23 protein-coding genes are annotated in these 23,007 nt (G+C 61.9%); 9 read left to right on the top strand and 14 right to left on the bottom strand.

Annotated features, from left to right (window positions below):
* Nucleotides 1-93: 93 nt before the first annotated feature.
* From ACHHRT_RS00810 to ACHHRT_RS00785, 6 genes are all read right to left on the bottom strand, one after another.
* A complete protein-coding gene (locus ACHHRT_RS00810) occupies nt 94-459 on the bottom strand; it encodes a hypothetical protein (RefSeq protein ID WP_395496763.1) in 366 nt (121 codons plus the stop codon).
* 6 nt (nt 460-465) lie between these two features.
* Complete coding sequence (locus ACHHRT_RS00805) at nt 466-738, bottom strand: DUF6763 family protein (protein ID WP_395496762.1); 273 nt, start codon at nt 736-738, stop codon at nt 466-468.
* 17 nt (nt 739-755) lie between these two features.
* Complete coding sequence (locus tag ACHHRT_RS00800; protein ID WP_395496761.1) at nt 756-1,208, bottom strand: universal stress protein; 453 nt, start codon at nt 1,206-1,208, stop codon at nt 756-758.
* Between the two features lie 142 nt (nt 1,209-1,350).
* Nucleotides 1,351-3,408 (bottom strand): ChaN family lipoprotein, encoded by a 2,058-nt coding sequence (locus tag ACHHRT_RS00795; RefSeq protein ID WP_395496760.1) that lies wholly within the window; start codon nt 3,406-3,408, stop codon nt 1,351-1,353.
* Nucleotides 3,335-4,672 (bottom strand): methylenetetrahydrofolate--tRNA-(uracil(54)-C(5))-methyltransferase (FADH(2)-oxidizing) TrmFO, encoded by a 1,338-nt coding sequence (gene trmFO / locus ACHHRT_RS00790; RefSeq protein WP_395496759.1) that lies wholly within the window; start codon nt 4,670-4,672, stop codon nt 3,335-3,337. Before trmFO ends, ACHHRT_RS00795 begins: the two co-directional genes overlap by 74 nt.
* Complete coding sequence (locus ACHHRT_RS00785; protein WP_395496758.1) at nt 4,669-5,316, bottom strand: adenylate kinase; 648 nt, start codon at nt 5,314-5,316, stop codon at nt 4,669-4,671. The genes trmFO and ACHHRT_RS00785 overlap by 4 nt, the downstream gene beginning before the upstream one ends.
* A gap of 244 nt (nt 5,317-5,560) precedes the next feature.
* On the opposite strand from ACHHRT_RS00785, the gene ACHHRT_RS00780 reads away from it, so the two are divergent.
* Genes ACHHRT_RS00780 through tsoA form a run of 4 tightly spaced genes read left to right on the top strand, consistent with a single transcriptional unit; the run spans nt 5,561 to nt 7,951 of the window.
* The gene (locus ACHHRT_RS00780; protein ID WP_395496757.1) at nt 5,561-5,881 is read left to right on the top strand and encodes a DsrE family protein; all 321 of its coding nucleotides are present in this window, start codon (nt 5,561-5,563) and stop codon (nt 5,879-5,881) included.
* A gap of 13 nt (nt 5,882-5,894) precedes the next feature.
* Entirely contained in the window at nt 5,895-7,085 is a 1,191-nt protein-coding gene (locus ACHHRT_RS00775) for an NAD(P)/FAD-dependent oxidoreductase (protein ID WP_395496756.1), read from the top strand.
* Between the two features lie 39 nt (nt 7,086-7,124).
* Complete coding sequence (tsoR, locus tag ACHHRT_RS00770) at nt 7,125-7,478, top strand: ArsR/SmtB-type metalloregulator TsoR (protein ID WP_395496755.1); 354 nt, start codon at nt 7,125-7,127, stop codon at nt 7,476-7,478.
* 29 nt (nt 7,479-7,507) lie between these two features.
* A complete protein-coding gene (tsoA, locus tag ACHHRT_RS00765) occupies nt 7,508-7,951 on the top strand; it encodes an LULAXC motif selenoprotein TsoA (protein ID WP_395496754.1) in 444 nt (147 codons plus the stop codon).
* Nucleotides 7,952-7,962: 11 nt separating this feature from the next.
* On the opposite strand, the gene ACHHRT_RS00760 is transcribed toward tsoA, so the two are convergent.
* The 5 genes from ACHHRT_RS00760 to ACHHRT_RS00740 form a co-directional block, all read right to left on the bottom strand.
* On the bottom strand, nt 7,963-8,394 hold the full coding sequence (locus ACHHRT_RS00760; RefSeq protein ID WP_395496753.1) for a c-type cytochrome: 432 nt from the start codon (nt 8,392-8,394) through the stop codon (nt 7,963-7,965).
* Nucleotides 8,395-8,571: 177 nt separating this feature from the next.
* Nucleotides 8,572-11,667: an efflux RND transporter permease subunit gene (locus ACHHRT_RS00755; protein WP_395496752.1), complete on the bottom strand. Its 3,096-nt coding sequence runs from the start codon at nt 11,665-11,667 to the stop codon at nt 8,572-8,574.
* 9 nt (nt 11,668-11,676) lie between these two features.
* Nucleotides 11,677-12,786 carry an efflux RND transporter periplasmic adaptor subunit gene (locus tag ACHHRT_RS00750; RefSeq protein ID WP_395496751.1) on the bottom strand — a complete coding sequence of 370 codons (1,110 nt, stop codon included), beginning with the start codon at nt 12,784-12,786 and terminating at the stop codon, nt 11,677-11,679.
* The gene (locus tag ACHHRT_RS00745; protein ID WP_395496750.1) at nt 12,783-13,388 is read right to left on the bottom strand and encodes a TetR/AcrR family transcriptional regulator; all 606 of its coding nucleotides are present in this window, start codon (nt 13,386-13,388) and stop codon (nt 12,783-12,785) included. The genes ACHHRT_RS00750 and ACHHRT_RS00745 overlap by 4 nt, the downstream gene beginning before the upstream one ends.
* A gap of 102 nt (nt 13,389-13,490) precedes the next feature.
* Nucleotides 13,491-13,805, bottom strand: coding sequence for a J domain-containing protein (locus ACHHRT_RS00740; RefSeq protein WP_395496749.1), 315 nt, complete (start codon nt 13,803-13,805; stop codon nt 13,491-13,493).
* Nucleotides 13,806-14,020: 215 nt separating this feature from the next.
* On the opposite strand from ACHHRT_RS00740, the gene ACHHRT_RS00735 reads away from it, so the two are divergent.
* Nucleotides 14,021-14,479 carry an Hsp20/alpha crystallin family protein gene (locus ACHHRT_RS00735; RefSeq protein WP_395496748.1) on the top strand — a complete coding sequence of 153 codons (459 nt, stop codon included), beginning with the start codon at nt 14,021-14,023 and terminating at the stop codon, nt 14,477-14,479.
* A gap of 46 nt (nt 14,480-14,525) precedes the next feature.
* Complete coding sequence (locus tag ACHHRT_RS00730; protein ID WP_395496747.1) at nt 14,526-14,927, top strand: Hsp20/alpha crystallin family protein; 402 nt, start codon at nt 14,526-14,528, stop codon at nt 14,925-14,927.
* Nucleotides 14,928-15,128: 201 nt separating this feature from the next.
* On the opposite strand, the gene ACHHRT_RS00725 is transcribed toward ACHHRT_RS00730, so the two are convergent.
* Entirely contained in the window at nt 15,129-16,805 is a 1,677-nt protein-coding gene (locus ACHHRT_RS00725; protein WP_395496746.1) for a prephenate dehydratase domain-containing protein, read from the bottom strand.
* Nucleotides 16,806-17,094: 289 nt separating this feature from the next.
* Between ACHHRT_RS00725 and ACHHRT_RS00720 the strand changes: the two genes are divergently transcribed.
* From ACHHRT_RS00720 to ACHHRT_RS00710, 3 genes are read left to right on the top strand one after another with little or no spacing between them, the layout of a single operon-like run.
* The gene (locus ACHHRT_RS00720) at nt 17,095-18,219 is read left to right on the top strand and encodes a hypothetical protein (RefSeq protein WP_395496745.1); all 1,125 of its coding nucleotides are present in this window, start codon (nt 17,095-17,097) and stop codon (nt 18,217-18,219) included.
* A 13-nt stretch (nt 18,220-18,232) separates the two neighbouring features.
* Nucleotides 18,233-19,423: an ABC transporter permease gene (locus ACHHRT_RS00715; RefSeq protein ID WP_395496744.1), complete on the top strand. Its 1,191-nt coding sequence runs from the start codon at nt 18,233-18,235 to the stop codon at nt 19,421-19,423.
* A 3-nt stretch (nt 19,424-19,426) separates the two neighbouring features.
* Complete coding sequence (locus ACHHRT_RS00710; RefSeq protein ID WP_395496743.1) at nt 19,427-20,113, top strand: ABC transporter ATP-binding protein; 687 nt, start codon at nt 19,427-19,429, stop codon at nt 20,111-20,113.
* A gap of 40 nt (nt 20,114-20,153) precedes the next feature.
* Here the strand turns inward: ACHHRT_RS00710 and ACHHRT_RS00705 are convergent, their stop codons facing one another.
* Complete coding sequence (locus ACHHRT_RS00705; protein ID WP_395496742.1) at nt 20,154-21,551, bottom strand: response regulator; 1,398 nt, start codon at nt 21,549-21,551, stop codon at nt 20,154-20,156.
* A 19-nt stretch (nt 21,552-21,570) separates the two neighbouring features.
* Nucleotides 21,571-22,995, bottom strand: coding sequence for a sigma-54-dependent transcriptional regulator (locus ACHHRT_RS00700; RefSeq protein WP_395496741.1), 1,425 nt, complete (start codon nt 22,993-22,995; stop codon nt 21,571-21,573).
* Nucleotides 22,996-23,007: the final 12 nt, after the last annotated feature.

The raw sequence follows: 23,007 nt of genomic DNA, 5'->3' as shown, positions 1-23,007 counted from the left end.
CGCCCTTGGTCAAACTTGATTAAATTAACAAGAAAAGCCCGGTAAAAAACCGGGCTTTTTGCGTGAGATGATCAGCGTTGGGCCGAGAGGGGGCTACATCCTGATTTTGGAGTTGGTCTTTTCCGGGTGTTTTTCCAGGTGCCGGTAGCGGTTCTGGGCGGTTTGGGCCAGGCGGCCAATCACATGGGGAAGATCGGATTTCTCCCAAAGTTCGGCAAACTCGGAGCGTCCACCCAGGCGATCACTGAGGGTAAAAGGGCGGGCCTCCGTTTGGGGGGCCAAGCTTATATCATCATATTCGACCTGCAAGTTGCCGTTGAAAACCCGAGTCAGTAAAGCCCCCATGGTTTGGGCGAATATTTTTTTCACATCCTCGGTTGATTCGGCCTTACCGATTTTGTTGCGGTAATCGGGCAGCAGTTCGTTCTCATCCTTGTTGAATGAAAGCTGGGTGGTCATAGTTGTTCATTCCTCCTCGATCTCGTCCGGATCCACGTCGTAATCCAGATCTTCATCTTCATCAAATCCCGCGTAGTCACCAGCCCACTCGTCGGGCGGGTCGATGGGGTCGGCCCCAAGATCCTCCCAGGCCTCCAGTTCGATCTCGTCCAGGGTGGCGTCGTCGTATTGGATCTCGACAATGCCATCATCCTCATCCACGGTTACCACGGTGAAGATCTCGCCGGATGGCAGCTCGTACCAGTTTCCCTCCACCGGCTCATCTGAGTTTAAAGTCATGGTTGCACCTGTTGGTTTTACTTGATGGTCAGAACCGGGCAGGGGGCCTGTTTCAGTACCCGTTCGGCAACACTGCCGAAAATAAACTTGGGCAAACCCTTAAAACCCTGGCTGGCGATGATGATCAAGTCGCTGCCGTTCTCCTCGGCATGGCGGACAATTTCAGCGGCGGCGTCCTGCCCGGCGACAACCTTGGCGCTGTGGGGAACACTGCTGTGCAGGTTCTCCTCCAAAAAACTGGTCATCTTCTTTTCGGCATAACCCAAGATATCCTTGCCCAGGTTGTCCAGGGGCAGGTGAGGCACGGCAAAACCCGCGTAGGGAGCCAGGGATTCGGTCACGTGGATTATCTCCAGGCCGGCCCCCAGATCTTCGGCCACCGCGGCGGCTTTTTTGATCAACTTGATGGAGTTGGCTGAAAAGTCGACGGGCACCAGGATCTTCTTGATATTACATGTTGATTTACTCATTAATCACCTCCATTGCATCGAACCGGAAATGGCTGGATAGACCCTTTACATAAAGTATAATGAAGGTCGAGGGAGAAAAAAGCAAGGAAGTTCCAAGGCCTTTTTTTGTTTTGGCGAAGCCGGTCCGGCGCTGGCCGGCTGCTTACAGTGTTAGCGTAATATCAATGATTTCATGCTCCACTTCCGTCGGCTCTGGCGCCTCTTCGTCCTGCTCTTCCGGTTGCGGAGCCGGGGGGCGGCTGAGCCGGACCCGGAGGGTTTGGCCCCGCTCCTTGTAGAGCATGGCAATGCGGAGATCGGCGGCATCTTCGATCTGCTGCTCGTCCAGGGCGGTAAGCAGGTCGTTTTCTCGAACTCCCGCCCCGTAGGCCTTACCGTGGGGATTGATTCCGGCAACCAGGGCCCCGGGAGCCCCCTCCTCCCCATCACTGATCTGCACTCCCAGCAAGGGAAGTTCCGGCAGGCTTTGGGGTTCAAGAAAGAAAAAAAAGTCGGCGGCGGCCGGGGCGGCGCTGTTTTCCCGCACCGGCACCAGAACCTGTTGGCTCACCGGCAGGCGGCGGGCCAGGCGAGGAGGGATGGCGTTGCGCTTGTCGGTGTGGCCCTGGCCCACCACCACCAGCATTCGGTAATCGGGTTGGGCGGCCAGGAACTGGGCCATGGCGGCGGCCATCTGTTCATCCCACAGGTTCTGGGCCTGGAGAAACCCGCCAAACCGTTGTTGCCGATCCTCCTCCTCATCATGGTTGTGGACGCCGAAGGCGGCCTTAATTCGCTCCCGATAGCCCGGCAGGCCCAGGTCCCGCTCCGGTGGCAGCTCGGCCCGCTCCTCGGGGCTCAGGGCCGAGATGCCCCCCTCGCGGAAGACCTTGTTGGTGATCCCCTTTTCCAGGTTGAGGGCGATGAGCGGGAGTTGGTGGTGGCGGGCAAAATCGATGATCTCGCGGTAGAGGCGATAATCGAACTGCCAGTTCTTAAACCAGTTTGACTCTTTGAGGAACCGGGGCTCCTCCAGCTCTCCGGCCAGATAGGCGTCCAAGATGGGTTGAGTGGAGCGGGGAAACATCTCCATGCCCACGGCCACCTTGGGATTCTGGCGATGCATGGCCCGCAGCACCCGCAACTGCAGGAGGTGGTCCTCATAGCGATTGTGGACCTCGCCGACGTAGATCACCCGGGTGTCGGCCAGTTCGGCCATGATGGAGGGGAAATCCTGCCGGGCGGCGGCGGGGATGCCGTCCGGGGCCCGGTCCAGGGTCACCCTGATCCCGGCCTCGGTCGGGGCCAAGGCGTGTTGGCGCACCACTCCCTCCTGGAGTTGCAGCTTGCTGAAGATCCCCTCACCCCGGAGATGGCTCAGCAGGGAGTCGAGCTCGGTGGCGACAGCCGCCGGCGGCAGGTTGAGTAGAATGGCCGGCAGGTCGGGGTTCAGGGGGTTTTCGCGGGCCTCCAGGGTGATGGCGGTAGCCGGATAAGCAGGTTGAAGCAGGTACCCCCGGGCTGAACTGGCGGTGCCGTCACCGAGGAAGAGCAGCGCGGCTTCGGTCAGGTCCCGATCCTGGATCTCCGCCGGGGTGACCACCTCCACCTCCTGTTGGGCCAGATAGGCAAGGAGGGGAGCCCAGGACCCCGGCGCTTCCTGCTGGGGCAGGATGGCCAGCCGCCGGGGGGCCTTGATGAAGCCGGCCCAGGTGGGCGGGGTCTCCTGGCGGCTCAGGAGGCGGGGGGCCTCAAAATAGGGGTCCAGGCGAATTTCGGTGGGGGGATCGTCCAGCAGCAGGCTCAGCGGGGTGCTGGCCTGATCGCTGGTAAAGGTGGCGCTGTAGTTTTGTGCGGGGGTGACGATCAAGAGCAGCAGTTCCAAGGGCTGGGGCGTGGGTTGGCCCTGTTCCAGGGTGAAGCTCAACTCCACCCGCCCTTTTTGCTCCCTAAGCAGGGGGTTGACGATCGCCAGCTCGGCTAAGGAATCCTGTTCCCGGTCGGTCGCCAGCTGGGTTTTGAGCAGGCGGAGGAAATTATCCTCAACCCAGCCCGTTTGCCGGGCGGCCGCAACCGGGGAGGAGATCAGGGTGAGCAGCATCAGCAGCAGAAAGGGGAGGGCGCGCGGCAGAGTGGTCCCGCCCCGTTCAAGGGGCCGGTTCCGGTTCGATCTTCTCCTGCTGCTGCCAGTGGGCCAGGGCATCCAGGGCGATTTGGGCACGATATTCTCCTCGCAGGCGTTTGGGCATCTTTTTGCCCGTCAGCGGGGGAAAGAGCCCGAAATTGATATTGGAGGGTTGAAACAGCTTGGCTTCGGTACCGGTCAAGTGGGCGATCAGGGCCCCGTGGGCGGTTTCCGGCGGCGGCACCGTGGCCGTTTGGCCGGTGGTCAGCCGGGCGGCGTTGATCCCGGCCAACAGGCCGCCGGCGGTGGATTCCACATAACCCTCCACCCCGCTGATCTGGCCGGCCAGCAGAATGTCGGGCCGGGCCATGAGTTGCAGGCTGGGTTGCAACACCTTGGGGGCGCAAACAAAGGTATTGCGGTGGATGCTCCCCAGCCGGGCGAACTCCACCTTTTCCATCCCCGGAATCAGGCGTAATACCCGCCGTTGGGCCGGGTGGGTCATCTTGGTCTGGAAACCGACCAGGTTGTAAAGGATACCTTCCCGGTTTTCCCGGCGCAGCTGGACCACCGCGTAAGCTTCCCGGCCGGTGCGGGGGTCGATCAGGCCCACCGGCTTCATGGGGCCGAAGCGGGGGGTGTCCTCCCCCCGGGCGGCCATCACTTCGATGGGCAGACAGCCCTCGAAGTATTTTGGTTCCTCGAAATCGTGCAACGGAACCTTTTCCGCCGCCAGCATGGCCGCGATCAGGGTCTGATACTGTTCCCGGTTCAGGGGGCAGTTAAGGTAGTCGCCGGGGCCCTCCTCGTAGCGGGAGGCCTGGAAAACCACCTTCATGTCCAGGGATTCGGCATAAACGATGGGGGCGATGGCGTCGTAGAAGGCCAGGTGTTCGGCCCCGATCAGCCGGGCCAGGGAGCTGGAGAGCCCCGCCGATGCCAGGGGGCCGGCGGCAATGATCAGGGGGGTGGAACCCGGGGGAGGAATTTCGCTCAACTCCCGGCGGACAATGGTGATCAGGGGATGTTGTTCCAGGCGGGTGGTGATAAAGCGGGCGAATTGTTCCCGATCCACGGCCAGGGCGCGGCCCGCCGGAACTCGGGTGGCGTCGGCGGCGGCCATGATCAGGGAATTGAGCCGCCGCATCTCCTCCTTGAGCAGTCCCACGGCGGCATGGACCCCCTCGGCGCGCAGGGAGTTGCTGCAAACCAATTCGGCCAGATCGGGTGAACGATGGGCCGGGCTGAAAGCGCCCGGCTTCATCTCGTAAATGAGGGTCGACAAACCCCGGCGGGCGAGCTGCCAGGCCGCTTCCGCTCCGGCCAGCCCGCCGCCGATGATGGTGATCTTTTCGCTCACAGACCCAGTTCGGATTTAATGGCGTTGACCACGACGTCGCTGGAGGTGCCGGTGATGCTCTTGAGCAGCCCCTCCTTTTCATAGAAGCCGACCAGGGGGGCGGTCTTCTGGTTGTAGGTTTCCAGGCGGTGGCTGATCGCTTCCACCGTTTCGTCGTCCCGCTGAATCACCGGGCTGCCGCACTTGTCGCAGATCCCCTCCTGCTTGGGGGGCTGGCTCTTGACGTTGTAGATCGCCTGGCAATCGGAGTTGGAGCAGGTCCGGCGGGTGGTGAGCCGGTCGAGGATCACATCCCGGGGAACATCGATGCTGACCACCATGTCCAGCTTGATACTCAGCTTGGCCAGCAGCTCCTTCAGGGCCTCGGCCTGGGGAATGGTGCGGGGGAAGCCGTCCAGCAGAAAACCCTTGGCGCAGTCGGGCTGCTGCAGCCGTTTTTCCATGATGCCCATGATCAGGGAATCCGGCACCAGGTCGCCCTTTTTCATGAACTCTTCAGCCTGCTTGCCCAGATCGGAACCGGCCTGCACTTCGCCCCGCAGGATATCGCCGGTGGAGATCTGGACCGAGCCGTCGATGGCGGTGAGCATTTTGGCCACCGTGCCCTTGCCGGCGCCGGGGGCGCCCAAAAGAATCAGTTTCATCGTTAAACCTCCTTCAATCGTAACTTATTGGGGATATGGTGAATGAGCTTTAGTAAAGAGGGGACTATATACACGATTTTAGCGGGATCGAACAGGAAAAAACCATGCTTGGCTGTCCAGGCTGGCCAAACATTTTTAACTTGACTGCCGTATTAATTATATACTCATATGTTTATATGAGAGTGCTCTGGCGCGAATGGTGGCGCGCCCGGGAAACAGCAATCACAAAACCAGGAGGTGACCCATGAGCTGGCTGTTCATTATCTCGACCAACGATCCGGAAACGGTGTTCAACGCCGCGCGGCTGGCCAACGCCAGTATCAAGGGGGGCAAGAGTGTCAACATGTTCATGTTGGGCCGGGGCGTGGAATACGAGCAGTTGAACAGCTCCCAGTTCGATGTGGCCGGCCAACTGGCCGAGTTCGACCGATTGGGGGGCAACTTTCTGGTCTGAGGCTCCTGTGTGAAATCCCGTGGTCTTACGGGATCAGCCTCCTGTCCTCTGGGCATGATGACCGACCTTTACGAGATGGTGGCGGAGAGCGAGAAGGTGCTTACTTTCTAAGCCGGGTGAGTTAATGAAGAAAAAAATTGTCGTTCTGGGTGGCTCCTTCGGCGGCCTCACCGTCGCCTTGGAGCTTCACCGCCGTTTGGGCCAACGGGTGGAGATCACGGTGGTCAGCCGGGAAGAGAGTTTCGTTTTCCTGCCTTCACTGCCCTGGCTGGTCACCGGTCACCGCACCGCCGAGAGGTTGTCGTTGCCGCTGCGCCGGGTGTTGACCACCCGGGGAATCAACCTTGTCCATACCGCCGCCACCGGAGTCGATCCGGCGGCCCAACGGGTGGAGAGTGAAGGGGGTGTGTTGCCTTACGATTACCTGGTGATCGCCACCGGTCCCCATCTGGCTTGCGAGGAGATTGGCGGTCTGGGGCCGGAGCAGGGCTATACCCACTGCGTCTTCTCCCTGAAGAATGCCGAAAAGAGCCGCCGGGCCTGGCGGCAGATCCTGGAAAAACCAGGCCCGGTGGTATTGGGCTCCACCCAGAAGGCCAGCTGTTTCGGTCCCTACTACGAACTGGCCTTCGAGCTGGATTATGAGCTGCGGCGCCGCAAGCTGCGGCACAAGGTCCCGATTACCTATCTCAGCTCGGAGCCCTATCCCGGCCATATGGGGATCGACGGCCTTAAGAACTCCCGCCGCTTTATCGAGGACGAGTTTGCCGCCCGCGATATCAAAATCATGACCAATCGAGCGGTGGCCGGGGTCGATCCCGACCGCATCCATCTGGAGGGCGGTGAAAGCCTGCCCTTTGGCCTGGCCATGTTGGGTCCGCCCTTCAAGGGGGTGGCGGCGGTGGCCGAATTGGGCAACCCCCGCGGTTTTATTCCGGTGGATCAATTCTATCGCCATCCCGCTCATCCCAATATTTTCGCGGTGGGGGTGGCGGTGGCCATGGCCCCCAAGGAGCCGACCCCGATCCCGGTGGGGGTGCCCAAAACCGGCTATATGACCGTGCAGATGGCCAAGGCGGCGGCCCACAATATCGCCGCCGACCTCGACAATCAGCCGCCGGTCAGCGGGGGCGATTTAATGGTGATCTGCATGCTGGATATGGGCAACACCGCCGCCCTGATGCTGGCCGAACCGGTACTGCCGCCCCGCCAGCGGGCGGTGTTGGCCCAAGGACGCTGGGTGCGCTGGGCCAAGATCGGCCTGGAACGCTATTTCCTCTGGAAAATGCGGCATGGTTTCAGTAATCTGCCGTGATGGCTTGGTCGGCTCAGCTAAACATAAGCGGGAAGATGGGTGAAAAGTAACAAATCAGATCATAAGCTGATGTCGCCAACCGGGACGACGGCGGTCGGTCCCCGGGACCTGGTGGTGCTGCTCAAGGGCTTGGCTGATGAAAATCGGCTGCGGATTCTCCGGGCCTTGGCCGGGGGCGGCGAGAAACCGGTTTCCCGGCTGGTGGAGGAACTGGGGATCTCCCAGCCCCTGGTTTCCCACCATCTTAAGGAGCTGCGCCGGGCCTTGCTGGTCAATGTCGATCGGCGCGGACCTTTTGTCTACTGCCGCCTGGCCGATCCGCGCCTGGTGGAACTGCTTGATAATTTGGGCGAGTTGGCCGCCGATCTGCTGGCCCGCCGGAGTAGCTTTTAGTTTATGGTTGAAAAGAGGAGATGGCTGTTATGGGGAAGTTGGAGGGGTTGCTTGTCGATCTTGAGCCTGGGGAGATTTTAACCACTTTGTTGCCGACGGTGCGGGAGGCCTTGGCCCACCTGGATGACGAGGCGCGTCAGGCCTGGCTTTCCCGCTTTTTAGGGGATAATGGCGACGACAAGCTGGTGGGGATGGTCAACCTCTGACTGGCCCGTTGCCTGGACGAAGGTGTCGATCCAACCAACATGTGTCAAAGCCTGGTTCACAAGGTCGCCCGCTCCAGGCAGTTGCTGGCGGTGGTTGAAGAGCCGGAGATTCTTAACCTGTTTGAAAGCTGGCTGGATGAACTTGAGGAGGAGGCGGCGGCCTTTCTCAAAAAGCGGCCGGAGGGCGACGCCGTTGCCCTGGCCGCCGAACTGGGGCTCTCACGCAGCGGCGCCGCCTTCCTCCTGGCCAAACTGCAGGCCGCATAGGTCTGATTAACTCACCGTCCGTAACCGGGCGCCGGTCTGGGGGCGCCATAACCGGGGCTGGTGCCGCGTGGCGGCGCGCCATAGCCGGGAGCGGCCGGGGTTTTGGGGGCCAGGCTTTTGATATAAGCCACCAGATCCTGCATGGCTGCCGAATCAACGGCAATGGCTTTGCCCTTGTTGGCATTGACGATGCAGAGGTTGATCGCCTCCTCCAGGGTGTTCAGGTTCTGGCCCATTACCCTGAATCCGGTTTTACCGCCGGCCTGCTCCAGACCACGACCGTCGGGATGGCAGGCGCTGCATGACATCTCACCCCCGAAGGCGTTCTGGTCCTGAAAAAGTTTCTGGCCCCGCTCTTCGGGCAGATGCCCTCCCGCCCAGATCGCCGGGGCCGCCATGACCAAAATGAGTCCCGTCATGATCAGAGCCTTGCTGGTTCCCATCCTGTTACCTCCTGTGGTCTGATTTTTCGGTTAGCAGCGAAATTATGGGTCAGTTGCCATGATCGCCAAGGTGGTCGGTGAAAAGGGGGCATACTGTCCCCATGAGTCACGTTAAATGATGGTTGATCATCCTGTCAATTGGATAATTGTGGTCTGAAGATAGCGGCGTAAAGGTGGTTATGGCATGCTGGCGGGAGCGCGATCCTGGCGCTTAGCGGCCAGATTGGCCAGCACCGGAATCACCACCATGGTCAGCAGGGTGGAGGCGGTCAGGCCGCCGATGATCACCGTGGCGATGGGGGAGAAACGCTCGGCCCCCACCGCCAGCTCCAGGGCCAGGGGCAGCATGCCGGCGGCGGTGGAGAAGGTGGTCATCATGATGGGGCGGCAGCGCACCGCCACCGCCCGGCGCAGCGCCTCGGGCATGGCCAGGCCGGTTGCCCGCAGATCATCGGCGAAGGTGAGCAGCACGATACTGTTGTTGACCACGGTTCCCACCAGCATGATGATCCCCAGCAGGGCCGGCATCGACACCACCTTGCCGGCCAGCAGCAGAGCCAGGGCCACCCCGATAAACTGCAGGGGGATGGCGGCCATCAGGGTCAGGGGTTTAAGAAAGGAGCGGAACTGGGCCAGCAGGATCAGATAGACCGCCAGGGCCCCCAGCAGCAGGGCCCGCAGCATCCGGCCGCGGGCCTCTTCGAAATCGCTCTGTTCGCCGGTGATCTGTAACCGGTAGCCGGGAGGCACGGCCAGGTCCGCCAGGTCGGCCCGCAGTTCGCCGACGATTTTGGAAAGGGGCCGACCCTGATTGTAGGCCAGTACCTCCAGGGTAATCTCCAGGTCTTCCCGGGTGATGATCCGGGGGCCCAAGGTTTCGCTGAACTCCGCCAGCTCCCGCAGAGGGACGCTGCCGCCTCCGGCCACCGGGATGCGCACCCCGGCCAGATCGCCCGGCTGCCGGCGATCGGCGGCCTGGTAACGCACCACCACCTCCAGATCGCGGCGGTCGGAGCGTGAGAGGGTGGTCGCCGTTTCTCCCTCCAGGGCGCCGTAAACCGCCGCCGCCACCAGTTTGCCGTCCAGGCCCAACTCGGTGGTCCGTTGGGGATCGAGGGTCACCTCGAGTTGGGGGTTGTCCAGGGCCCAATTGGCATAAGGGGAGGTCACTCCCGGAATGTTTAGGTAGAGTCCCAGGACCTCCCGGGCCAACCGGGTCAGGACTTGGGGGTCGGGGCCGGAGATCCGCACCGTCAGGGGGGCAGCGGTGGTGGCCCGGGCGGTGCCGCCCTTCTCCTTGGGGACCGCCAGGGTGACCCCGGGAATTTCCAGGGCCGCCAGCCGGGTCCGTTCCATCACCTCCCACATGGTCTCCTGGCGCTGGTTGCGAGGGGTAAGGTTGACGGTGAGCTGGGCCTGGTTGCCGTCCATGGCGCCCCGGTCCCCCAGGGAGCGGGCCCCGGCTTCATAGCCTATTGAGGAGCTTATCCCCACCACCGAGGGTTCCAGCAGCAGCTCTTTTTCGATGGCCGCCACCGCCGCCGCCGTGGTCGCCAAAGGGGTGCCCGGGACCAGATCCAGGGTGAACTGGAAGTTGCCCGAATCGAAGCGGGGCAGCATTTCACTGCCCAGCAGGTTGATGATCCGGCCCGAGCCCAGCAGCAGCAGCAGGACCAGCAGCAGGGTTTTACCGGGGTGCTTGAGGGCCAGGCCCAGGGTTGCCAGGTAGAAATCCCGCAGGTGGTCAAGGAGAATGGGGCCGGGGTTGAAGAAGCGGCCTGAAGGGCCGCCGACCTTGGGCTTGAGCCAGGCGGCGGCCAGCAGGGGAACCAGGGTCATGGTGACCAGAAAGGAGGAGGTCAGGGCAAAGAGGAGGGTCCAGGCCAGGGGGCCGAAAAGCCGGCCGACAAAGCCCCCCAGGAAAGCCATGGGCAGCAGCACCGCCACCGTGGTGCTTAACCCGGCCAGCAGGGGTTGCAGCAGCTCTTCCGCTGCCGCGATGGCCGCCTTTTTAGGGGTGGCATTCGGCGCGGCCAGGTGGCGTTCGACATTTTCGATCACCACCACCGCCCCATCCACCAGCATGCCGATGGCCAGGATAATGGCCGACATGGTCACCATGTTGAGATCGATGCCGCTGGCGGCCATGGCGATAAAGGTGAGGAGAAAGGCCACGGGAATCGAGATCCCGACGATCACGGCCTGGCGGAGATTCCCCAGAAAGAGCAGGATAATCACCAGGGTCAGGAGGATGGCGGTCAGGATGGTGCTGTTCATGTTGTTGATCACCACCTCGGTGAAGATCGAATCGTCGTCGGCAATCTCCAGCTTGAGTTGCGGATGGGCCTGGCCCAACTCCGCCAGGGCTGCTCGGACCAGGGCCGCCACCGCCACGGTGTTGGCCTCGCTCCGCTTGAGAATCTGCAGGGCGATGGCCGGCTCACCATTGAAGCGGTAGGCCGCCCGGGGGGTATCGTCGGGTTGCAGGGTCACCCGGGCCACGTCGCCCAGACGAATCTCCCGGTCCGCTCTCCGCTCCAGCAGAAGCTCCGCCACCATCTCCGGCTCGGTCAAGGGGGCGTCGAAACGGATCACCAGTTCCTGGCCGGCCCGGCTGATGATGCCGCCGGAATCGAGCAGGTTCCAGCCCCGCAGGGCGCTTTTGACCCCCTCCATGGTCTGGCCGTAGGCTTGCAGTCGGGCCGGATCCACCGCCACCTCCAGCCGGTTGTGCCAACCCCCGAAGATATCGACGCCGGCCACCCCGGCCACCAGTTGCAGACGGTCGCGCAACTGGTTTTCGGCCAGCTCCCGGACCTGGTTCAGCGGCAGCAGCTCGCTTTTCAGGGCAACGGTGACGATCGGCTTGTCGGAGGAGGAGAATTCCAGGACCTGGGGTTCGCCGATGCCGGCGGGAAGTTGATGACGGATGCGGCCGATGGCGTTTTGCACATCCACCGCCGCAGCGGCCACCTGGCGCCCGTAGTGGAACTCGGCCTTCACCACCGACAGGCCGGTCTGGCTGGTGGAGCCCACCTGGCGGATGCCGTCAATGCCGATCAGTTCCTCCTCGATAAGCTTGCTCAGGGTCCTCGCCACATCGGGGGCCGAGAGGCCGGGGTAGGGGGTGATCACCGTCACCACTGGAGGGTCGGTATCGGGGAAAAGCTGCACCGGCAGATTGAGGCGGGACACCACCCCGAAGATCAGGGTGGCGATCAGCAGGGCATAGACGGTGTGGCGATAGCGGAAGGAGAGAGCGGGCCAGCTCATGGGCGCGGCTTACCTGACCCGCACCGGCCGGGCATCGGCCAGTTCGGGATGGGGGGTGATGATCAGTTGCTCGCCAGGGGCCAAACCGGCGCTGATCTGGACCCGGCCATCGGCGGCGGTCAGGCCGGGCGCCACCGGCCGCCAATGGGCCAGGCCATCCCGGTAGAGGAAAACCCCCCGCTCATCCCCCCGCTGCCGGAGGGCCGCCCCCGGCACCAGCAGGGTGTCGGCTATCCTGGCTTGCAGGATCCGGGCCCGCACCGCCATCCCCGGCCGCAACTGTTGGGCCGCGGTGCTGAAATCGTTGCCGAAAAAGATCTCCAGGGTGCCGCTACGGCTCTGGCGATCAAGATCGGGGTGGAGGCGATCGACTTGAGCCGACCAGTCGAGTCCCAGGGCGGCCACGCTCAGCCGCGCCTCTTGGCCCACCGCCAGGGCGGCCAGATCGTTTTGGGGCACCGGGATCACCGCTTTCAGTTCCCGGTGGGAGACCAGCTCCAGCAGAGGTTGGCCCACACCCACCGTCTCCTCCGGGTCGATATGGACCCGAGCGATCAGGCCGGCGAAGGGCGCCAGGATTTCGGCATGGGAATGGCGCAGGCGGGCCACCTCCAGGGCTTCGCTTTTTTCCCGGTGGCCGGCTTCGGCGGTCTGGAGGATACGCCGGGTGGTGTCAACCTCCAGCCGGCTGATCGCCCCCTGGCCCAGGAGCGACTCCTCGGCGGCCAGGCGTTCGCGCCAGAAAACGACTTCGGCTGCGGCCCCGGCCAGAGCCGCCACCAGCCGGTCCCGTTCCGCCCGCAACTCCCGCTGGTCAAGCCGGATCAGCAGTTCGTCCTTGCTCACCGTTTCACCCTCCCGGCGGGGGAGCTCAGCCAGCCGCCCGCCCACCAGAGCCGAAACCGAGGCGCGGCGGCGGGCTTCCACGGTGCCGACGTAATCCGCCCATAACTCCAGGGCCTGCACGGTCAGGGTCTGGATCTCCACCAGGGGGTGAATGGCCTGGGGGGGCGGTAGCGGCCTGGTGACCCGATAAAGGCGCCAGCCAACCAAGGCGATCAAGGTCAGGACCAGGATGGCCACCAGCACGGCTTGCAAGCCGGTTCGCCATCTTTTCATGCCATGATCCCCCGCCGGAAAAGGAGGAAGACCGCCGGAGCCTGGCGCCGGACATGGGTGAAATCATCCAGCAGCAGGGATTGCATCACCAGCCCCTGGATTGAACCGATAAACAGGCTGGCGGCGGCGGTGCCGTCGATTGCGGCGGCGATCTCCCCCCGCTCTTTGCCGGCTTCGATGATCTCCTGCAGGTGTTCCCCGTAGCGGGCCAGCAAGCTGCGAACCACCTGTTTGGCGGCTGTATCTCCGGCTTTTTGCAGTTGTCCGAACAGCATTCGCGGCACCCCCGGGTGTTGGACGACGAAATCGATATGGGTGTTGAAAACTGCTTCCAGGGCGGCCAACGGGGAGGCCGCCTGCCAGGCCGCCTTCTCCACCCGCCGGCTAAGTTGCCGGGCAACCCATTCCAGCACCGCCTGCCAGATCGCCTCCTTGCTTGGGAAATGGCGAAAGAGCGCCCCCTGGGTCAGTTGCATCCGCTCGGCGATGGCGCCGGTGGTGATCTCCTCGGGATTCTGCTCCCCCGCCAGTTCGATCACCGTCGCCACCGTCAATTCCCGCCGTTGCTCCCCGGGCAGGTGCTTTTGGCCGCTGTTTTTCATCTCGTCGATTCCGTTGTCAGTTGTAAGTAATTAATTACTAACATAAGCGATGGGAATTTATTGTCAACCGTCATCTAGGCCGGGGGGAGATTCAGGGGTGGGTCAACTCCAGCCGTTGCCCCAGAGGGGATCGTTGCCGAACTGATGTTGCAGGCGCTCTTCGGGGTTCTGGCGGTAGAACTCCTCCTTGCTGAAGGAGAAGCTGTAGGCGGAAATATAAGCCAGCAGCAGGCGGTAGGCGGCGTTGATCCGGCGGATCTCCCGCTCCTCGCGAGCATCAGGAGGTTTCGTCGTGGATCTGGCATCCGGGTGGTAGCGTTTGACCAGCTCCCGGTGGCGAGTTTTGATCTCCCCCAGGGTGGCTTGCCGTTCAAGGCCGAAAATGGACAGTGCTTCCTCTAGCTCCTGAAAAGTCATGGCGCGGCTCCGGTCAGCTGGCGTTGTTTTTTGTGTTGATTTATTACATTAACCACTTGGAAGACCACAAGGCAAAGAGAAAAAGTGCTGAACCGACAGGGTTGGGGTGATCTTGACAGCGGCGGGATCGGTCTTATTTTTTGCGAGCAAAGGGAAAGAGAACGAGCCTGGCGATGGTGCCGATCATCAACCATTATAAATTATGGAGGTGGCTTATGGCGATTATGAGATTTTATGATCAGCCGGTTTTCCGTAATCCGTGGGCGGACCTGGAGAAGATGCGGCGGGAGTTTGACACCCTTTTTCGGAGAGCCCCGGGCGACTTTCCCCCGGGATCCGGTGCCACGGTTTTCCCCGCCCTGAACGTGGCCGAGGATGAACACGCGATCTATGTCCGGGCCGAGATTCCCGGGGTCAAGGCCGCCGAACTGGATATCGCGGTGGAGGGTGACACCCTGACCATCAAGGGTGAGCGGCGGCTCGAAACCGGGGGGGAGAAATGTTCTTATCACCGCCGGGAGATTGAACGGGGTCGCTTCAGTCGGGCCCTGACCCTGCCCACCCGGATCAATCCCGAAGGGGTGAAGGCCACCAGCCAAAACGGCATTCTGCTGATTACCCTGCCCAAAGCCGAGGAGGTCAAACCCCGCCGGATCGAGGTCAAGGGTGATTAGGTCGAATAGTTGATGCGTTGCGTAAGATGCCATCAGGAGGTTTGATATGAGCGACAAAGAGATGCAGGTCCATCAGAAACAGGAAGTGCGGCAGGCCGGGGAGCCCACCAAGCCCGAGCGTTATTTCGTGCCCGCCGTTGATATCTATGAAACCGATGAGGCGGTCCATCTGTTGGCGGAGATGCCCGGAGTGGACAAGGATGGGGTGGAGATTAACCTGGAAAACGATACCCTGACCATCAAGGGGCACAAGGGCGGCAATGGCGGCAGCGAGGAGCGGGTTCTGCTGCGGGAGTTTGAGACCGGCCACTATCAGCGCCGTTTCACCATCGCCGAGACCATTGATCAAGCTCGGATTGTGGCCTCCATGGCCGATGGCCTGCTCAATCTGGTCCTGCCCAAGGTGGAGCCGGCCAAGCCCCGCCGGATTGAGGTGCAGTGCGGCTGAGGCTGAAGCAGCCTAAACAGCGCCCAAAGGCAAAGAAAAAGGCCGCCCTCCGTTTCCGGGGGACGGCCTTTTTGCTTTGCCCTGTTAAGGGCGTTTGGAAGGAGAGAGGGTAAAAAGCACAAAACCTTTGGAAGGAGGAAAGGGGCTTTTGCTTGATTAGACAGCGGCAGGTCGGAAAGGTTCCAAAAAAAAGTTTGACCTTCAGTTGCGCGTCTTGCCCAGCAGGTTGTCCACTTCCAGGGCCACTTTCATGGTGGGGCGGAGGAAATCCTCCCCCAGGAAGGCCCGGTTCTGTTCAACCAGTTGGCAAAGGGCGCCGATATCTCCCCCTTCGGCCAACTCCAGCACGGTCTGAAGGTTGGTCGCGAAATCCCGGGGAATCCGGCGGCCCTGGCCTGGGCAGGCCAGAATTTCGGCGTAGGTGCGCGGATTCTGAAAATGGACCCGGGCCATGGCCAGCATGGAGTAGGCCGAGGTCAGGGTGGAGTGGCGCTCAATTTCCTGGGAGGGCAGGGCATGCTGGCGCAGGGTCATGGCCAAGGCGATGGCGCTGGCGCTGGGCAGTTTCTGGCCAACCCCCATCAGCAGGTTGTGATCAGGGCCGGAATCCAGGGAAATGGTCGCGCCGTGCTTGTACAAAAACGCCTCGAACTCCCGGCAAAGTACGCCGCTGCGCTGGGTGCGGACCAAAGAGACGTTTTTGTCCTTCATGGTGGCGGCCTTGGGGCCCCAGAGGTTGTGGACCAGCATCACCTCCACCCCGGGGGCGGTGGCTTCCAGGGCGGCGGCCACGCTCTCCTCGGCTTCGCCGGCCAGCAGGATCAGGGCCTGTTTTTCGCTCAACAGGGGGCCATACTCCCGCACCGTGGCCGCAGTGGCGCTGATCGGCACACAGATCGCCACCAGCTCCACCTGGGGAATCATCTCCTCGGGGCGCAGTTCGCTGTTCCGGCCGGTGAGCAGCACCTGGTAACCCTCCCCCTCCAGGCGGCGGGCAAACCACTGGCTCATCTCGCCGCTGCCGATAAAACCGCATTTCTTGATCCGTTTGGTGCGCATGTCCACCCGGGGGTAGCTGCCCAGCACCCTGATGCTGCCGGTTTCCCTGATCACTTCGTCGGCGATCAGGCGCAGGGCCTCTTGGATGCCGGGATCTTCGATGTGTCCCTCCATCTCGATATAGAAGCGCAGCTCCTGGCTCCTGGGGTCGGTTTCCGAGTCCATATCCAGCAGGTTGATGCCCCGGCGGGCAAACTCCCCCAGCATGTCGTGGAGCAGGCCCACCCGGTCCTTGAGCGGGGTGGTGATTGCGGCGGTGGCATCGTAGCCGCTGATGGGAGGCAACTTTTTCCCCAGCAGGGCGAAACGGGTACGGTTGTATGGGGTTATCTCCCTTTCCCGCAGGAGAAGACCGCCGGCGAGGAGGGCAGGTTCCGCTTCGATCACTCCGCAATCGCTCCGCCCCCCGGCCTTGAGTCTGGCCATCGCCGCCTCCAGGTCGTGGACCGCCAGCAGATCGGCGGTGGGAAAATGGTGGGTGATATACTCCTCGCACTGTTGGAGCAGGGGCGGGCGCCCGATCAGGGTGGTCAGCGGGGTTTCGCCGTCCAAGGCTCCCAGTGAAAGGTGTACCGGGACAACGACATTGTCGATCCAGTAATGGTTGGGGTTTTCGGCCAACAGATGGCAGAAATCCCGTTTGCGCCCTTCGCGGGTATTGTAGGCGGGGAGCAGGGCGTGGTCAGCCCTCCCCTGGGCGAGAGCGGCAAAAACGGCGGCGTTGTCGGGCAGGGCCAGTATTTGAGCCTGGGGGGCATATTGCCTTGCGGCCTGCCAGGCGTGCGAGCCTTCCGGACCCGGGGTGGCGATGGTGACCATCTTATTTTCTTCCCTTTGGTTGTGTATCGATTGGAGTTCCCTTCTCGGCTCCCCGGTGGTGATTGGTGCTATTTATCTAGTTTGTTCCGGCTTTGTGGTCAACCGTTTTTCCTTTGGCCTCGGGCCCGACTACTGCCACTGGGTGTTTTTTTGCCGAACAGGAAATTTCTGCTTGCGATGGCTCACCGATAAAGGCATTATGCTACAACGTGTGACAAAATGTCGCACCTGGTTCCGAGCCGGTCTGCTTTGACCGGTAACATTCACCGTAAAAGCGCGGAGGGTAAAGATGAAAAAGGTAATGGCGACGGCGGCGGCTCTGACGATGCTGGTTGGCGGATATCTGACATTCACCACGGTGGACTCGGAAACCGCCCAGGCGGTGGCCGCTAAACAGACTTACCAGGCCAAGATTTACGTGGCCGGGATGGGCGGCCATTTTGCCGAGGCCAATGTAACCATCGATCCCAATAACGGTCGGCAGCCCATCGCCCTTAATGGGATGCTTGGCATGGTCACCATCGGTACCGGCAAGACCCACCCCACCCATGATGCCCGCATCGATGTCAATGACCGCAACGTTATGTTCTGGTCAACCTACCGGCCCGACGGCGACGGCAATCTCCACGTGGGCAAAACCGATCTGACCACCGGCAAGGTGTTGATCGACGTGGCCCTGCCTCCGGATCAACGGGCCACCTGGACCGGGGCCAACTACTGCGGGTCCGGCCAGTCCAGCGATTATTTTATGCCGGTCTATATGGGGGACGAGGGTTATATCGATGTTTTTGCCAAGAGGGACCTTGCCCATAAGCACCGGGTCTTTTTTGATGATCTGGGCTACAAGCCCGGCGAGTACACCTTTGCCCACGGCACCAATACCCCGGACATGAAGCACTTCCTGCTCACCCTCAATCTGACCCCCGAGGGGCACACCAAGTTCACCGGCAACAACCAGTTGATCCTGCTGGAGATGAAAGCTCTGGAGCAGGGTAAGATCAAGAAGGTGGCGGAGGCGACCATCACCGGCAAGCCCCGGGATGCCTCCGGCGGCACCATCACCTTCCGCCAGTACTTTACCCAGGATGGCAAATATCTCTTTCAGTCCGGTGGTGATCGGGGCTACATCATTGACGCCAGGACCCTGAAGGTGGTTCAGGTCGCCACCCCGCTGCCCGGCGAAGCCCATGACTTCATGCCGACCCCCGATGGCAAGTACGGGATTTTCGCGGTGCGGAACAAGGTCTTTTCCGCCGCCGACGAGGGCGATGTCACCGACGGCAGCCTGGCCCTCTACGATGTTCAGGCCAAAAAAATGGTGGGTGAAGTAACTTCGGTCTGTCTGGCCTGTCATAAGATGATGGGCAAGTCCGGCAGCGCCATTCTTTGCGGAATCGATGCCAACTGGCAATAAAACGGCGCTCTTGATGCAGATCAGTTTTTTATCCGTGGCGCTGAAAAATTTGCGGCGCAAACCGGTGCGCACCCTGGTCCTGGTTTGCGCCATTGCTCTTTTCGTCGCCCTGCTGGTTTTCGCCGCCTCTTTCAGTATCAGCATCACCTCCACCATCGACCGGGTTTCCCAGCGGTTGGGCGCCGATATCATCGCGGTCCCGGTGGGGGCCCGGACCGAGGCCCAGGAGTTTCTGCTTGAGGCGCGGAACCGCTCCTTTTATATGCCCAGTGAACTCCTCGCAGAGGTTAAGGGGATCGAGGGCGTCCGGGATGTCACCCATCAGACCTATATCTCCTCCATCGACGGCCTCTGCTGCGACGTGATCCCCACCGGTATCGTGGCCTTTGATCCGGCCACCGATTTTATCGTCAAACCCTGGCTCAACCGGGCGATCGGCCGGGAGCTGCTCCCCGGCGAGGCCATCGCCGGCGCTGGCACCGCCGAGAACCTCGGCCTGGGGTTGCTCAATGTGGAAGCCACCCTCTTCAATCAGCGCTTCACCATTGTCGGAGAGCTGGAGGCCACCGGCACCGGGCTGGACAATGCCCTCTTCATGACCGTGGATAGTTTGCAAAAGATCATCGATGGCGGCTATTCCCCTTTGGCTCAGGGGCAGATATCGGTGATCTTCATCCGGTTGGAGGAGGGTCTGGACCCTGATTACATGGGGCGGGTAATCGAGGGGCAGATCTACAATGTCGATGTGGTCACCCGCAGCAGCATGGGGGTGCGCTGGCTCAATACCCTGGCCGATATCAATCGGATCTTTCTGGTGACCATCTCCCTCTCTTCAATGCTCACCATTTTTCTGGTCTGGTCGATCTTCACCGCCATGGCCGGTGAACGGGCCCGGGAGATCGGGATCATGCGGGCCATCGGCGCCCGCCAGGCGCAGGTGGCCAAACTGTTTTTCCTGGAGATCGGCTTGCTGGGGGCGGTGGGCAGCCTGCTGGGAGTGCTGGGCGGAACCTGGCTGGCGGTGCGCCTGGCGGCCGATTTTGAGCTGATGCGCTCAATCTCCGCCGGGCTCGAACCTGGTCAGCAACTGCTGATTGGGTTGGGTGGCTTGCTGGTCGGCGGGGGAGTCTGTCTGGCCGGGGCGCTGATTCCCGTCAATCGGATCAAAAAGATTGAGCCGTTGCTGGCGATAAAGGAGGTTTGAAGAGTGAGCCAGCTTGAATTGGTCGCGGTCAGTAAGATCTATCGGGTGGACCAAACCGCCATTCCGGCCCTGAATCAGGTTTCGCTGCGGGTGGAGCGCGGTGAGTTTCTCTCCGTTGTCGGCCACTCCGGTTCCGGCAAGAGCACCCTGGTGTCGGTGATCGGCGGAATCCTGCGGCCCAGCTCCGGACAAGTCCTCTTCGGTGGCCACGATATCAGCGCCCTGGATGATGGCGGGCTTTCGGCCTACCGCAACCGCCGGGTCGGCTTTATCTTTCAGTTCGCCAGCCTGTTGCCCGTTCTCACCGCCCGGGAAAACGTGATGCTGGCGGCCCTGTTCGGGGAGAACCGTTCCCGGCGGGAGCAGGAGCGGGCCGATCACCTTCTGGATCTGGTGGGGATCGGCGATCGGGTCAATGCCTATCCCTGGCAGCTTTCCGGCGGCCAGCAACGGCGGGTGGCCATTGCTCGGGCCTTGATGAACCAGCCGGAACTGCTGTTGGCCGATGAACCCACCGGTGATCTGGATGAGCAGACCGAAGCCGAGATCATGGCCCTGTTGAGCCGAATCAACCGGGAGGAACGGGTTACCATGATCCTGATCACCCACAACCGGGCCCTGGCCAAAACGGCGTCCCGGATGTTGCGGATGAAGCAGGGCCACCTCGACCCGGAGGTGCTCAAGGCATGATGAGGAAGTCGCGGTGGTACCGGGTTAAGCCGGATCCCCGTTAGGAGGCGGCGGGAAAGAGGGCCCGGGCGGTGGTGCCCTGACCTGGTTGGGAGGAAAAAACCAGCCGGCCGCCATGTTCCTCCATGATGCCGGCGGAGATCGACAGCCCCAGCCCGGTCCCGCCACTGTCCCGCCTGGTGGTGAAGAAAGGATCCTGGATCCGCTTGAGATCCCGGGTCGGAATGCCCCGACCCTGGTCGCGGACCTGGAGAATAATCAGCCCATCTTCGTTGGTGGTTTGTACCTGGATGGCGGCGGTGGGCGCAGCCAGGGCCTGGCAGGCATTCTGCAGCAGATTGACTGCCACCTGTTCGGCCCGCTGGAAGTTGCCCCGGACCGGGGGCAGACTTTCAGCCAGATCAACTTCCAAGTGGTGGGTCGCCTGCTTCAGGGGAGAGGCCAGCAGGGTCAGGGCCGCCTGCACCACCTGATTTAGATCGAAGAGTTGATTCATGTTGGCGGCGCTTTGGCGGGCGTAATCGTTGAGATTCCTGACGATCTTGGTGATACGCTCGGCGCCGCTGGCGATCCCCTCCAGCAGCTCCGGGACATGTTCCGCCATTTTGGAGTAGGGGAGACCACTCATCTGAAACTCGCCATGGGTTCGACGGTAATCTTGCAGTATTGGCTTGATGTCTAACCAGATCCTGCGGAGGATCGGGGCGTTCATGGCGATGAAGTTGTTGGGGTTGTTGATTTCGTGGGCCACTCCGGCCACCAGAATGCCCAACGAAGCCATCTTGTCCGCTTCGATCAGTTGCCGCCGCCGCTCTTCGGCCTCCTTCTCCGCCAATTTCCGGGCCCTGATATCCGCCCGGAGCTTGCGGTTGGCGGCGGCCAGCTCCGCGGTGCGTTCCTCCACCAGCTGTTCAAGGTGGCGCCGGTATTCATCCAGCTTCCTGGTTGAGCTGGCCAGCTTTTCCTGGCTCTCCCGCAACTCGCGCTGCAGGCGGACCTGCTCCATCCCCTTGTCGAGAGCGATCTCCAGCTCTTGTCGGGAGAACGGTTTCTGCAGGTAGTTGGAGGCCCCCAGGCGCATCGCCTCCACCGCCGTTTTGATCTCGTGCTGGCCGGAGATTACGATCACTTCCAGGTCGGGCTGGCGCCGACGGGCCTCGGCCATGAAGGTCAATCCATCCATTCCCGGCATCAGAATATCGGTGAGCAGCAGGTCGAAACGGCGACCGGGGGTTGCTCCGGTGCCGTTGATGATCTCCAGGGCTTCGCGACCGCTGGTGGCGGTGCAGACCTGGTAACGCAATTTTTTGGCCTGGATGGAGATGAGCTGGAGGACGAAGGGTTCATCATCCACCACCAGGAGCTGGCCGCGCTTGGGGGCGGCCTTGGAGGGACGCCCCGGCGGTGGCTGCTGGTCTGGGGGCTGGTGGGGGGTCATAATCCGGTGGCGGGTTCGGCTAGAGGCGTTTCAGGCGCTGGTTGAGGGCCTGGGGAGTTATACCCAAGAGGCTGGCGGCGACCCGCTGGTTGTTCCCCGAGCGGCGCAGGGCCTCCTGGACCAGAATCAGGGCCGCCGCCTTCAGGGTGGGCAGACGATCCAGCTTCTGGATCCACTCGCTGTCCAGGGTGGCTGAAGGAACGCCCTGGCCGCCCAGCCCCGGGGAGGTGAGGCGCCCCTTGACCGCCTTGATGAAGGTTTCGGTTTTGAGCAGGCGGGCCCGGTGGCCACTCATGGCATCAAAGGCCATCTCCCGAAGTTCCTTGACGTTGCCTGGAAAATAGTAGTTTTTCAGCAGCGGGATGATCTCCTGGTGATAAACCGGCTTTTTCTTGCGCAACTCCTTGGCGGCCTCCCCCAGAAAATGGTCCAGCAGCAGGGGGATGTCGTCGGCGCGCTCCCGCAGCGGCGGCAGGTGAACATGGTGGGCGCGCAGCCGGTGGTAGAGATCCCGGCGTATTCCCCCCTCCTCCCCCAAGGCATCGACATCCTTTTGGCTGGCCACCAGAATCCTGGTATCGGAACCCTTGACCTGCTCGGAACCCAGCGGACAATATTCACCATTCTCCACCAGCCGCAGGAGTTTAAGTTGGGATTCGGGACTGAGATCCCCGATTTCATCAATGAAAAGGGTGCCGCCTTTGGCTTTTTCCACCAGGCCCGGGCGGGCCTTGTCGGCTCCGGGAAAGGCGCCCTTGACGTGGCCGAAGAGGGTGTCGGCGAAAAGTTGCTCGTCGAGGTCGGCCACCTTGGCCGTCAGCATCCGGCCCTTGCGCCGGCTCAGGCGGTGCAGGGCTTTGGCCACCTCCTCTTTGCCGACTCCGGCCTCCCCGGTGATCAGTATCGGCTGGCGACTTTCGGCCACCGCCTCGCAGTACTGGAAGATCTTCTGCATCTTGGGATGTTGGGTGATGATGGGGGCGAAGATCTCGGGGTGGCGCAGCTCGGGGCGAAAGAAGCGATCGGCCAGGCGGCTGTTTTCCCGACGCAGGCGGCGAACTTCCAGGGCCCGGTTGACACTGGGCAGTAATCGTTCGACACTCACCGGCTTGACGATGTAGTCGAAGGCTCCCTGCAGCATGCAGTTGACCGCCGTTTCCACCTCGTTGACGCCGGTGACCACGATTACCGGGATTTCGGGATGGTGTTCGTTGAGCCAGGCCAGGATCTCCTGGCCGGAGACCTGGGGCATGATCAGATCAAGCAGGATAATCTCGATCTCCTGGCCGGCAACGATCTCCCGGACCCGGCGTCCGTCGGGGCAACGGATGGTGTTGGTAAGGCCGTGGCTCTTCAGGGCGATATCAAAACTGGCCAGGGTATGCTCTTCGTCGTCGACCAGAAGAATTGGCCAGTGGGGATAGATGTCGGTGGCCGCGCTCATATTGTTTACCTC

The organism is Desulfurivibrio modestus (assembly GCF_044068625.1).
Classification (GTDB): domain Bacteria; phylum Desulfobacterota; class Desulfobulbia; order Desulfobulbales; family Desulfurivibrionaceae; genus Desulfurivibrio.
Note: the sequence above shows the minus strand (reverse complement) of the source record. Positions and strands in the feature narration are given on the sequence as shown.

Bases quoted from the DNA above. Each gene is read 5' to 3' on its own strand.
- ACHHRT_RS00810 (WP_395496763.1), bottom strand. From the start codon at position 459: ATGACCACCCAGCTTTCATTCAACAAGGATGAGAACGAACTGCTGCCC.
- ACHHRT_RS00805 (WP_395496762.1), bottom strand. From the start codon at position 738: ATGACTTTAAACTCAGATGAGCCGGTGGAGGGAAACTGGTACGAGCTG.
- ACHHRT_RS00800 (WP_395496761.1), bottom strand. From the start codon at position 1,208: ATGAGTAAATCAACATGTAATATCAAGAAGATCCTGGTGCCCGTCGAC.
- ACHHRT_RS00785 (WP_395496758.1), bottom strand. From the start codon at position 5,316: ATGAAACTGATTCTTTTGGGCGCCCCCGGCGCCGGCAAGGGCACGGTG.
- ACHHRT_RS00775 (WP_395496756.1), top strand. From the start codon at position 5,895: ATGAAGAAAAAAATTGTCGTTCTGGGTGGCTCCTTCGGCGGCCTCACC.
- ACHHRT_RS00760 (WP_395496753.1), bottom strand. From the start codon at position 8,394: ATGGGAACCAGCAAGGCTCTGATCATGACGGGACTCATTTTGGTCATG.
- ACHHRT_RS00755 (WP_395496752.1), bottom strand. From the start codon at position 11,667: ATGAGCTGGCCCGCTCTCTCCTTCCGCTATCGCCACACCGTCTATGCC.
- ACHHRT_RS00750 (WP_395496751.1), bottom strand. From the start codon at position 12,786: ATGAAAAGATGGCGAACCGGCTTGCAAGCCGTGCTGGTGGCCATCCTG.
- ACHHRT_RS00745 (WP_395496750.1), bottom strand. From the start codon at position 13,388: ATGAAAAACAGCGGCCAAAAGCACCTGCCCGGGGAGCAACGGCGGGAA.
- ACHHRT_RS00740 (WP_395496749.1), bottom strand. From the start codon at position 13,805: ATGACTTTTCAGGAGCTAGAGGAAGCACTGTCCATTTTCGGCCTTGAA.
- ACHHRT_RS00735 (WP_395496748.1), top strand. From the start codon at position 14,021: ATGGCGATTATGAGATTTTATGATCAGCCGGTTTTCCGTAATCCGTGG.
- ACHHRT_RS00730 (WP_395496747.1), top strand. From the start codon at position 14,526: ATGAGCGACAAAGAGATGCAGGTCCATCAGAAACAGGAAGTGCGGCAG.
- ACHHRT_RS00725 (WP_395496746.1), bottom strand. From the start codon at position 16,805: ATGGTCACCATCGCCACCCCGGGTCCGGAAGGCTCGCACGCCTGGCAG.
- ACHHRT_RS00720 (WP_395496745.1), top strand. From the start codon at position 17,095: ATGAAAAAGGTAATGGCGACGGCGGCGGCTCTGACGATGCTGGTTGGC.
- ACHHRT_RS00715 (WP_395496744.1), top strand. From the start codon at position 18,233: ATGCAGATCAGTTTTTTATCCGTGGCGCTGAAAAATTTGCGGCGCAAA.
- ACHHRT_RS00705 (WP_395496742.1), bottom strand. From the start codon at position 21,551: ATGACCCCCCACCAGCCCCCAGACCAGCAGCCACCGCCGGGGCGTCCC.
- ACHHRT_RS00700 (WP_395496741.1), bottom strand. From the start codon at position 22,995: ATGAGCGCGGCCACCGACATCTATCCCCACTGGCCAATTCTTCTGGTC.